Source organism: Xanthomarina gelatinilytica (assembly GCF_000348685.1).
GTDB lineage: Bacteria > Bacteroidota > Bacteroidia > Flavobacteriales > Flavobacteriaceae > Xanthomarina > Xanthomarina gelatinilytica.
Map to the genome: position 1 here is coordinate 99,620 of NZ_ANLA01000013.1, position 11,958 is coordinate 111,577.

At 37.5% G+C, this 11,958-nt stretch carries 7 protein-coding genes; 5 read left to right on the plus strand and 2 right to left on the minus strand.

Going from position 1 to position 11,958, the window contains the following annotated elements; all coding sequences use genetic code 11:
- Positions 1–33: 33 nt before the first annotated feature.
- A complete protein-coding gene (porU, locus tag D778_RS08455) occupies positions 34–3,912 on the minus strand; it encodes a type IX secretion system sortase PorU (RefSeq protein ID WP_007649670.1) in 3,879 nt (1,292 codons plus the stop codon).
- A 263-nt stretch (positions 3,913–4,175) separates the two neighbouring features.
- Here porU and gldJ point away from each other — a divergent pair, with 263 nt between their 5' ends.
- From gldJ to D778_RS08480, 5 genes are all read left to right on the plus strand, one after another.
- Complete coding sequence (gene gldJ / locus D778_RS08460; RefSeq protein WP_007649672.1) at positions 4,176–5,864, plus strand: gliding motility lipoprotein GldJ; 1,689 nt, start codon at positions 4,176–4,178, stop codon at positions 5,862–5,864.
- A gap of 65 nt (positions 5,865–5,929) precedes the next feature.
- Positions 5,930–7,204, plus strand: coding sequence for a UDP-N-acetylmuramoyl-tripeptide--D-alanyl-D-alanine ligase (locus tag D778_RS08465; RefSeq protein ID WP_007649675.1), 1,275 nt, complete (start codon positions 5,930–5,932; stop codon positions 7,202–7,204).
- A 17-nt stretch (positions 7,205–7,221) separates the two neighbouring features.
- Positions 7,222–8,535 carry a S28 family serine protease gene (locus tag D778_RS08470; RefSeq protein ID WP_007649681.1) on the plus strand — a complete coding sequence of 438 codons (1,314 nt, stop codon included), beginning with the start codon at positions 7,222–7,224 and terminating at the stop codon, positions 8,533–8,535.
- Between the two features lie 112 nt (positions 8,536–8,647).
- Positions 8,648–9,607: a bifunctional Delta(1)-pyrroline-2-carboxylate/Delta(1)-piperideine-2-carboxylate reductase gene (gene lhpI / locus D778_RS08475; RefSeq protein ID WP_007649683.1), complete on the plus strand. Its 960-nt coding sequence runs from the start codon at positions 8,648–8,650 to the stop codon at positions 9,605–9,607.
- The gene (locus D778_RS08480; protein WP_007649685.1) at positions 9,600–10,667 is read left to right on the plus strand and encodes a proline racemase family protein; all 1,068 of its coding nucleotides are present in this window, start codon (positions 9,600–9,602) and stop codon (positions 10,665–10,667) included. The genes lhpI and D778_RS08480 overlap by 8 nt, the downstream gene beginning before the upstream one ends.
- On the opposite strand, the gene D778_RS08485 is transcribed toward D778_RS08480, so the two are convergent.
- Positions 10,659–11,957: an aminopeptidase P N-terminal domain-containing protein gene (locus D778_RS08485; RefSeq protein ID WP_007649686.1), complete on the minus strand. Its 1,299-nt coding sequence runs from the start codon at positions 11,955–11,957 to the stop codon at positions 10,659–10,661. The genes D778_RS08480 and D778_RS08485 overlap by 9 nt on opposite strands.
- Position 11,958: the final 1 nt, after the last annotated feature.

The window sequence follows — 11,958 nt, forward strand, 5'->3', positions numbered from 1 at the left end:
GAATGTTGTTTATTTAGCAAATATAAATTTTTATTATAGTATAACAAGTTTCTCTATTTTTTCTACGGTTTTGTTCAAGGCTGCCGAATGTACTGTAAGTTTGTAAATATATACGCCTTTACCTATTTTATCTCCAAAATCGTCCCTTCCATCCCAAATAATCTCACGGGACAGCGAAGAAGCTCCATTATCACAGCATTCACCCGTATTGGTTTGCCCACTTAAAGTTCTAACCAGTTTTCCTGTAACGGTAAATACCTGCACTAAAACGTCTAAAGACTCCGAACTATTGTGATTAAACCAAAATTCGGTGTAATTAACAAAGGGATTTGGATAATTTAAAACATTTTCGATGATCAACTGCTGATTCTCGTCATAAACCACAAATTGAATTTCTGTGGTGGAAGAATTATTGTAAACATCCCATGCTTTAATGATCATGCTATGCAATCCTGGCTCTAAATCCCTTAAAGGATAATTTACAACGCCTCGTTGGTAATCGTCCAGTTCTGTTTGGTAATAATCGTTTAAGATAAAAGGATTTGCTTCATCTCCATCTAAAATCCCAACAATATCATGTCCTATGCCACTAGCGGTATTGATCCCATTTTCATCTTCCAATTTAACCAATAAATTAGGGGAACTGTTTGTAATTCCTCCAGACACAAAACTTTCGTCATTCATATAGGCAGTAATAACAGGTCCTATATTGTCTTCTGGTGCGTTTGGGTTAAGCCCTCCTATTTGCACTTGATTGACACTTGCCCCAGCTTGGTCTTCCAATGCGCCATCTTTTTTTGCATAAAAACTCACCTTGCCATAACCCACAGGAATACCTATATCCCTTGGAACAACAAATTCAATGTCGAATTGACCGTTTGTTACAGTTGATTGCCCTCTAAAAATAATAGGCCCTAAGGTTTCAAAATCCATAATAATCAATTGTCCCCCGTCCCTAACACCATCATTCCCCAAAGTCTGTCTTTGAATGTTTTTATCGTATATCGTGGTTGATAACACCCCATTATAATTTGTAAGGGTGTTTCCAGACAAGTCCACAACTTCACCGGATAACTTCACCCGACTTAAAGCCTGTAAAACATCTGTAGTTCCTGAAATTGGGGCATCGTTTATTTTTGTTAATACAATATTGGGTTGTGGAAAAGCCAGTTTCATGGCTGGATCTCCTATAAAAAACACCAAGCGCCTTTGCAAGGTGCTGGAAATAGCAGGATCTATTTTGGTAAGTCTTAAAGATTCTGCCATACTTGGGTACTCATGATCCGGATAGCTATCATTATCGCTATAAGAAAACAAATACTCTTCCAAAACTGTATTGAATGCCACACCAACCTGTACAAATATTTGTCTGGTTGTTGTAATTAAGCCAATGGCTCCCCCATCTTTATTCCAATAGGTATACTCTCCTGCTGTGGGACGTAAGGGGTTGTCAAATTTGGTAAACTCACAGGTTACTGTTACAAAGCAATTAAGTTTGCACACATTATTTAGTTCTTGTGCATCAGGTTTGGTAAAAACACGCTCGTGAGCCAAACCATCTTCCCCTCCATGACCAAAATAATTTACAACCAAAGCACCTGTCTCGAGAGCATTCTTAATGGCCACGTTAACTGCAGGATACCTATCGCCTCCAGCAGACGATTCTTGCTGAAAAGCATCTAAATGTATTTTGGTAACATTAATGAAGGGTTTTTCAGCAGTTACCTCATCCCCAATTTCATCAGTGGTTTCTTCAAGTATCTCTTCCCATGCTTCATTGACATCATCTGAAATAACCACAAAATTATTTCTCCAACTTCCAAAAGAGGCCTCTATGTAATACCTTTCAATTTTATCAACCAATTCAGTGGCACTTTGATAGTTTTCTGCCAAGATCCTACCCACTGCTATATCCAATTTATCTGAAATGGACATGTCTCCTTCATTAAAATCCATCATACCGTAAAAATCGTCAGAAATAAACGAATTGGTTAAATTGAAACTGTTATATGCATGCCAAGAAGGTACTAAATTGGTGTTGTTGGGAATTCGGTCTTTATAATCGAAGGAGCCATCACCAAACAAACACAGGTATTTTAAACGTTTATCCGGGGAGCTGGCATTGTCATACACATATTTTACCAAATTCCTTATGGCTCCAATATCTGGATTGCTGGTACTAAACTCTGCATAAATTTCATTTAAGGTAAGCACTTTTACATTCAAATTGTTGTTAACCCTATTAATTTGTGCCAGTCTTTCTGCTTGCCCTTTCAAACTTGTTGGTGTAACAATGATATAATCGATATCTATGGTTTCCCCTTGTGCATTTTTAAAGATGTTACCTTTGATATTTTGATTGTACACCGTAGAGTTAGCTGCTAAAATGGGTTCATAATAATTTAAAGGGGTTACTAAAGCATAAGATTTTAAAGTCCCTAAAGAAGAGGTAAAACTTAAACTTGGACTGTTGTCCGTATTTACCAAATTTGTAACATTATAAATGTCCGTAACATTCCAAATCTCATGAACTTGAGATGTATTGGTAACAGTATACTGCCCTATTCCAGACATTTGGGTTACTGCCTTGTTTTTAAAGGTAAATTGTTGCCCTGAAAATTTCAAAGCCCTGGTTGCTTCAAGCGATACGTAATCCACATATGCCAAGGCCGAAGGGTTTGAGCCTCTATCGTATATTAAAGACACAGAGATGTTTGATGAATTAACAGAAATGTTATTATTAAAACTAGCTTCCGTTGCCAGGTTGGAGTCTGTAATTGCCAACAAGGGTAAAGTGGTAATATTATCATTGTTCACCTTAACAGTCATGGAAGTTGGGGTTTCTGATGTACCAGCAACAAAAACTTTTAAATTCACTGGCTCTGTGGTTACCAAATCCGGAAAACTAAAATCGAAGGTTTTAACATCCTCCACATCAAATTTATCTCCAAACCAACGTCTTCCAACGCTCACTAAGTTGTATTCGTCCAATTCATGGTATCTATAATCCTGAAACGTATTAATATCCAAATCTATTGGTCCCGTTGGCTGCATAAAAGGCTGGATGCGTTTGCCGTTTCCGGGACTTACATTTATATAATAATAGGTTTTATCTGTATAACAATTAATATGTGTATTGCTTTCCTCATTGAATTCATGAGGGCCTTGTGCATAAAACAGGATATAATCGCTGTCATGAAACACGCCATCGCTTTCTCCTATAATTCTTATGGCATTTTCATTGATATCCATAGGATAGGGCTCCGAGTTGGCATAAGGGATCATATTCCCACCATTACCATAAAGCTTTAAAGTCCTTGGATCGATATTATCTACAGGGATCCCCATTTGAGATAAGAAATTTTTACTTATTTTATGTACTCCTGTTTTGTCCACATAAAACTTGTACCATTGCCCACTACTCAAAACAGAATTTGTGATGGCTCGTTGTTGTCCGCGTCTATTTGTAATCAATCTACCATTGGAATAGCTCACCGTAAAAGAGGTTACTTTTTTAAAACTCCCATTGGCTTCCTTAATTATTGGGGACATCACAAAATAAGCGTACATATCGTCCCTGGCCATAGAGGTTTTCAAACTGTAGGTCAATCTGGAAGGAATGGTTTCAATAGCCAACTGCTTCAAATCCCTTCTTGACATGGTAGCATAAGTAACATTTTCAACACGTACCGAAGAAGGATCTACGGCTTGGCTAACCTGCCACTGCGATACAAACTGTAACCCATCGGAATCACTATAATTAAAATTGGCCTCATTAAAAGAAGGCACTGTTACAGAATAAGTGTCTGCAGTCAAAATCTTATCTCCTTTCCAAACAATCTGAAATTGCTTTTGTTGGGAATGGATAGCTATGGTTGCAAAAAAGGTTAGGAATAAAAATTTCTTTTTCATTGATTAAATAACGTGAATAATTGATTGTTAGTATGACAAAGCAAACAATTTTAACAAACGTTTCAAAATTACAATAATAATTTATAAAAATACACGTTATTTAAACACAAATTAACGGTATAAAACGCAAAAAACATCGTTATAACGCTCAATAAATAGGATGAAATACATAAATTTTTAATCAAATTTTACATTTTATCTTGTATTATTACCGATATTTCTTATATTGCGTCACCAAAAATATTATAAGCTTACTTAAAAGTATGGATATGAAAAAAGTAATGGCATTCAAGATTTTGTTGTTAGTAACAATATCTTTAACTACGATTGGTTGTAAAAGATCATCGAGCTCTAACAGCTCCAGAGCTACTGGTTGGGACATAAACTCCAGAGATGGTGGATTCCAATACAACACACAATTTAAAGAACAAGAAACAGCTCCTGGATTGGTGTTTGTGGAAGGTGGTACCTTTACCATGGGTCGCGTTCAGGACGATGTAATGCACGACTGGAACAACACACCTACACAACAACACGTTCAATCGTTTTATATGGACGAAACGGAGGTGACCAATAAAATGTATTTGGAATACTTAGATTGGTTAAAAAGAACATATCCACCTTCTGAAGATAATTATAGAGCAATTTATACAGGTGCCTTACCAGATACCTTGGTTTGGAGAAACCGTTTGGGCTATAACGAAGTCATGACAGAAAATTATTTACGTCATCCAGGCTATGGCGAATATCCTGTAGTTGGAGTAAGCTGGATTCAAGCTGTTGAATTTGCTAACTGGAGAACCGATAGAGTTACAGAAATGTATTTAGAAGATGCAGGCTATATTGTAAGAGATACAAAAATAACTGCTGGTGAAGGTGAAACTTTCAATACAGACACATATATCAATGCACCTTCTCAAGTGTATGGTGGAAACAGTGAGTATACAAATCCTGACAATACTAGAAGAAGAGTTCAAACCACAGCTGATGGAGAACCTATAAATGTACATGCAGGAAGAGAGACTGGTATTATACCTCCTGATTACAGACTTCCTACTGAAGCCGAATGGGAATATGCAGCCTTAGGCTTAACAGAGTTACGTAGTTACAACATTTACAGAGGTAGAAAAAAATACCCTTGGGATGGACAATACACACGTTCTGGAAAACGTAAGGTAAGAGGCGATCAATTGGCCAACTTCAAACAAGGTAAAGGTGATTACGGTGGAATTGCTGGCTGGTCTGATGATGGTGCAGATATCACCAACGAAGTAAAACAATACGAACCAAACGATTTTGGACTTTACGATATGGCTGGAAACGTGGCCGAATGGGTTGCTGATGTTTACAGACCTATTGTGGACGATGAATTCAACGACTTTAACTACTATCGTGGTAACGTATATACCAAAAATGCCATTAGCGAAGATGGAACGGTTAAAATTGTAACAACAGATGAAATTGTATTCGATACCTTACCTAACGGAAAAGTAATTGCAAGGGATTTACCTGGAGAAATTGCTCAAGTTCCTGTGGATGAAGATGAAACCTATTTAAGACAAAACTTCGACAGAAGCGATAACAGAAACTTTAGGGATGGAGACAAACAATCATCACGTCAATACAGAGAAAGCTTTAGTGAAGAAGATGGGGTTACTACCGAAACTTCCATGACAAGTAAAATGTACAACTCCCCGAAACACAATATTGATGTAGATGATTCTACAGGTGCCTTAATCAGGGAATATGATAAATCAAACAAAAGAACCTCATTAATCAACGACGAAGTTCGTGTGTACAAAGGTGGTTCTTGGAAAGACAGGGAATACTGGTTAGATCCAGCGCAAAGACGTTACTTCCCACAAACTATGGCTACAGATTACATTGGCTTTAGATGTGCCATGTCTCGTGTAGGTTCTAAATCCAAAAACAAGAACAAAACTAAAAACTAAGAATTTTCATAACTTTTAAAAAAGTCCTAACAAATTGTTAGGGCTTTTTTTTATACTTTTATTTCATGAACATAGAACAACTCCATACGCTTTTTTTAAAGCATCCATCTGTTTCCACAGACACCAGAAAAATTGTCAAAAACGATTTGTATTTTGCCCTTAAAGGCGACAACTTTAATGGCAATGCCTTTACCCAGCAAGCCTTGGACAAAGGCGCTTCCTATTGCATCATAGACGACAAAACCTATGCCATAAACAAACAATGTATTTTGGTGACCGATGTTCTAAAGACACTTCAGGAATTGGCACATGTTCACAGAAAATATCTAAACTTGCCAATTATTGCCCTAACCGGAAGCAATGGCAAAACAACCACCAAAGAATTAATACACGCTGTACTCTCCCAAAAATATAAAACCTCAGCAACTGTTGGCAATCTTAACAACCATATTGGCGTGCCTTTAACCCTTTTAAAAATGACCAAAAACACAGATATTGGAATTGTTGAAATGGGAGCCAACCACAAAAAGGAAATAGCGTTTCTTTCCAACATTGCACATCCCGATTATGGGTTGATCACCAATTTTGGAAAGGCACACCTGGAAGGCTTTGGAAGCATAGAAGGTGTCATTGAAGGAAAATCGGAACTCTACAAACATTTAATTGCCCATAACAAAACCATTTTTGTAAACTCCAATGACCCCATTCAATTGGAAAAAAGCAAAGAAGCCAAAACCATCAGGTTCGGGTCCAGAAAAACAGATGATTATGAAATTTATTTTAAAAGTGCCCAACCAAATGTAACTGTTACTTTTAATAATGTTGAAATTAACAGTCAGCTTATTGGCGAATACAATTTCAACAATATCGCTGTGGCCATTGCTATAGGTGCTTATTTTAATGTAGATGAAAAACAAATTAAAGAAGCGATTGAGAATTATGTGCCAAACAACAACCGATCTCAAATTATCGAAAAAGGGACAACCAAAATAATCCTGGACGCCTACAATGCCAATCCCTCAAGCATGACAGTGGCTTTACAAAATTTTGGGAAATTGGAAGCTACAAACAAAATAGCCATTCTTGGAGATATGTTCGAGTTAGGACAAGATGCCAATAAAGAACATACAGACCTGGCAGCATTGGCAAATTCCTTAAAATTATCGCAAGTGGTTTTTATTGGCGAAAATTTCCACAAAGCCCTTTCAGGCTCTAACCTAACCTATAAAACCTTTGACGATTTTAAAACTGCATATCATTTAAAAACCTTGGAAAATGCCACAGTATTGATTAAAGGTTCCAGAGGCATGGCTTTGGAACGTATCTTAGAATTATTATAAATTAAAACCAAAATAAAATGAAACTATTTCGCTCGTTTTCACTAACCCTATTTGTTGTATTATTTATAAGTTGCAAAACAACACAAACTCCTGTTGCCACCACAGGCAACCTATCTACTTTTGAAAAACTGGCCTCTATGGAACATGTGGTTAGCATTGAAAAAAGAGAGCCTGTCAGTCATTTCGATGAGAATTATGAAATCTGGTTCGAACAACCCATAGATCACAACAACCTTTCCAAAGGCACATTCAAACAGCGTGTGTTTTTAGGGTTCGAAAATCCATCAAAACCAGTTATCGTGGAGCTTCAAGGTTACGGCATAGGCTCTGAAAAAGCTGGCGAACTGGCCAGTCATTATCAAGCAAACCAATTAAACATAGAACATCGCTATTTTAACAAGTCACGACCAGAAACCATAGATTGGAACACCTTGACCATTGAAAATGCTGCTAAAGACCAAAAAAGAATTATCGATGCCATTAGAAAAACCCTCTATCCTGACGCGAAATTTATTTCTACTGGCATTTCTAAAGGCTGCCAAACAACCATGGCGCATCGCAGATATTTCCCAGACAATGTCGATGCCTGCGTTTGTTATGTAGGCCCATTGAACTTTGAACGTGAAGACCCAAGGGTTTATGAGTTCCTAAATACAGTAAGTACCCAAGAAAACAGGGACAAGGTAAGGGAGTTTCAAGAATTGTGTTTTGAAAATAGAGCTGCTCTTTTGGAAATAATGAAACAAGAAGCCAAGGAAAAAGAAATGTCCTGGGAATTTGGCGTGGAAAATGCCTTGGATTATACCATTTTGGAATACGCGTTTGCTTTCTGGCAATGGGGAACACCTATTGAAAGCATCCCTAATAAAAACGCTTCTCCAGAAGCTATTTACAAACACCTGATTGATGTGGTTGGTTATGGGTTTTTTGAAGAGAAATCCGTTGAAGCTTTGCAACCGTACTTTTGGGCTGCTTTAACGCAACAAGGTATATATGGTTATGAAACAGCACCTTTTAAACAATATTTAAACACCGAAGACATTTATAAATTCGATTGGGCTTTTCCTGATGGAATCACTAAAGATTTTGACCCCATCCCAATGAAAGATATTCAAACCTTTCTAGATAATTCAGCAGAAGACATGCTCTTTATTTATGGCGAATATGATGCTTGGAGTGCTACTGCTGTTGAATTGGACAAGGATGCAGCCAAACGTGAGGTTTATAAATTTGTATTGCCTCAAGGCAGTCATACAACCAGGATTAAAAGTTTCAGTCCAGAAAAACAAAAAGAAATTTATAACATTATCGATGGTTGGTTAAAAGAGTAACCGCTTTTGTAATTCTTGTTAAATAGGTAGTATATTATCCAATACTGATAGTATTTTCATCAGTTTAAAGTAAAAATGTATATATAATTTAAATTTTGGCTACTTTTAAAGTATGGATAACATATTACAGATTACAGATACATTTATTGAGGAAAACACCCTGTTCCCTGAATTGATTTCAGAATTGAAACAAAGCTTTTCCAACAATGAGGTTTTGGTACCTTTACGTCATCATCACGATTTTCCCAATCCGGAAGTGAATTCAGACTCCACACTGTTATTGATGCCTGCATGGAAACCCAGTGATATTGCAGGTGTTAAAATAGTAACGGTAAGTCCGGAAAACAGCAGGTATCACCTACCTGCCATTCAAGGAACCTATATTTATTTTGATGCTTTAAAAGGAACCATTAAAGCCATCATTGAAGCCAAGGCTTTAACTGTAAAACGTACGGCTGCAGCCTCCGCTTTGGCATCGTCCTTTCTCTCCAGAGAAGACTCTAACGCATTACTGATGATAGGCACTGGTGCTTTATCCATAAACCTCATAAAGGCCCATGCTGCTGTAAGACCCATTGAGACTGTTTACATCTGGGGAAGACAGTTTAAAAAAGCACAAGCCATAGCCTCCCAACTTAAAAATGAAACATTCGCTGTGCATCCCATTCCAACCCTTGAAGAGAAAATTTCAAAGGTTGATATAATATCCTCCGCCACCCTATCTAAAACCCCTCTGGTTTTAGGCAAATATTTAAAACCGGGACAACATATAGATTTGGTTGGTGCCTATAAACCAGATATGAGGGAAGCAGACGATGACACCATAAAAAAAGCATCTGTATTCATCGATACCTATCAAGGTGGATTAAAAGAAAGTGGTGATATTTTTATTCCATTACAAAGTGGTGTTCTAAAAGAAAAAGACATTAAAGCAGATTTGTTTGAGCTTTGCTCAAATCAAAAATCGGGAAGAAAGAATATTGAAGAAATAACTCTATTTAAGTCTGTGGGTCATTCCCTGGAAGATTTAACAGCCGCAACCTATTATTATAATAAATTTAAAAATGAGTGATACTTATTTAAACATGCGCAACAAAACCCAATTTAAGCCTCATCCTAATTGGCTTGAAATAAAAACCATAGACATGCATACGGGTGGTGAACCCCTTCGGGTTATTATCGATGGGTTTCCCGAATTAAAAGGCAATTCCGTATTGGAGTATCGCAGGTACTGTCAACAAAATTTCGACCACCTACGTACAGGCTTAATGTTTGAACCTCGTGGACATGCAGATATGTACGGCTGTATTTTAACACCCCCAAACGATGATGATGGCGATTTTGGAATCATCTTTTTACACAACGAAGGCTATTCTACCATGTGTGGCCATGCCATTATTGCCATTTCAACGTTAGCTGTTGAAATGAATTGGATAGACGTTAAAGAAGGTGATAATATCTTAAAAATTGATGCACCTTGTGGTCGGATCACTTCCTATGCACATGTTAAAGAGGGAAAAGTAACTGGTGTCAGGTTTCATTGTGTACCAAGCTTTGTGGTTGGCTTAGATAATAAAGTACAGGTTAATGGGCTGGGCGAAGTGACTTACGACCTAGCGTATGGAGGTGCTTTTTATGCCTATGTGGATATGGCTAAAAATAATTTCGATTTTAATTTAAAACCTGAATCCTATCGTTCCTTGATTTCAAAAGGCATGGATATTAAACAGGCAGTCATGGAAAACAACAAAAGAATTGCACATCCCTTTGAGGAAGATTTAAGCTTTCTTTATGGTACAATTTTTATAGACAACAACCAACAAGCATCTGGTGCTGATAGCCGTAATGTCTGTATTTTTGCCGAAGGTGAGGTAGACAGATGTCCAACAGGCTCCGGTGTGTCAGGAAGAATGGCTATTCACAAAGCCAGAAATGAAATCACCTATGGTGAAGTCATGACCATTGAAAGCATAACGGACTCTGTATTTAAAGGCTCCATAATATCTGAAGAAAATTATGGCCCGTTTAAAGCCGTTATCCCTCAAGTTGAAGGGACAGCCCACATAACAGGCATACACACCTTTGTTATAGACCCAAACGACCCAATGAAAAATGGCTTTATATTAAGATAAAGAAGTCATAAGGGTTTCAATCTCATCAATTTCTATCGGCATGGCTTCTGTTAAGTTGATGTTTCCTTCTTTGGTGATTAAATAATCGTTTTCCAAACGGCAACCAAGCCCTTCTTCAGGAATATAAATCCCTGGTTCGCAGGTTAAAACCATGCCAGGCTCCAAGGGTTTGGAATACAATCCCACATCATGCACATCCAAGCCTATATGATGTGCTGTTCCATGCATAAAATATTTTTTATATAAAGGTTTTTCAGGATTCTGATTAGCAACATCCTTGGCGTCTAACAATCCCAATTTTATGAGTTCGGTTTCAACCAATGTTGCCATCTGTGTTTCATAATCAGAAGGTAAAACGCCAGGTTTCAATAATTTACTGCCCTCTTTTAAACAATGCAAAACAGAACTGTAAACCTCTTTTTGCCTTTTGGAAAAGCTCCCATTTACTGGAAAACATCTGGTGGTATCGCTGTTGTAATTGGCATAGCAAACACCAAAATCCAAAAGAATCATCTCACCATCTTTACAAACAGCATCGTTGGTGTTGTAATGTAAGGCACATGCATTTTTACCAGAAGCCACTATGGGCTTAAAAGCATGACGCGTGGCACCAGATTTAATTAAATTGTATGCTAATTCGGCTTCCAACTCGTATTCTTTCATAAGGGGCTTGCATGCTTTCAACACACGTTTAAAAGATGCCACACTAATGTTGGCAGCTTCTTGCATTAAAGCGATTTCCTCTTCCGATTTTATAAGCCTTAACTCTCGTGTAATTTTGGCTGCCCGATGGTACTCATGTAAAGGGTATTTTTCCTTGCACCAAGCAATCATTCGGTCTTGCTGGGTTTGCTGGTTGTATGTCACACGCTTAATGTGCTCGTTATGCCCCAAATAAATCCCATCGGCTTCAAAAGCCATAAGCTGAAGGATTTTCTCGAAATCCTGTAACCATTCCACACGGTTGATTCCTGAAATATCTGTGGCTTGCTCCTTGGTTAATTTATCGCCATCCCAAATCTTAATGTGCTCATTGGTCTCCTTTATAAACAAAATTTCACGATGCTCCTTTTTATACGCATCTGGATACATAAGCAAAATGGTTTCCTCCTGGTCAATACCACACAAATAAAACAAATCGTTGTTTTGGGTAAAACCCATCACATCGTCTGCATTGTTGTGCTTCACATCATTGGAAGTTAAAATTGCTAAGGTGTTTGACTTCATTTTGGAAACAAAGCGCTTTCTATTGGTTATGAATAAGCTATTTGAAATAGGATGATATCTCATG

Coding starts and splice junctions, on each gene's coding strand:
- porU (WP_007649670.1), bottom strand. CDS start 3,912: ATGAAAAAGAAATTTTTATTCCTAACCTTTTTTGCAACCATAGCTATC.
- gldJ (WP_007649672.1), top strand. CDS start 4,176: ATGGATATGAAAAAAGTAATGGCATTCAAGATTTTGTTGTTAGTAACA.
- D778_RS08465 (WP_007649675.1), top strand. CDS start 5,930: ATGAACATAGAACAACTCCATACGCTTTTTTTAAAGCATCCATCTGTT.
- D778_RS08470 (WP_007649681.1), top strand. CDS start 7,222: ATGAAACTATTTCGCTCGTTTTCACTAACCCTATTTGTTGTATTATTT.
- lhpI (WP_007649683.1), top strand. CDS start 8,648: ATGGATAACATATTACAGATTACAGATACATTTATTGAGGAAAACACC.
- D778_RS08480 (WP_007649685.1), top strand. CDS start 9,600: ATGAGTGATACTTATTTAAACATGCGCAACAAAACCCAATTTAAGCCT.
- D778_RS08485 (WP_007649686.1), bottom strand. CDS start 11,957: ATGAGATATCATCCTATTTCAAATAGCTTATTCATAACCAATAGAAAG.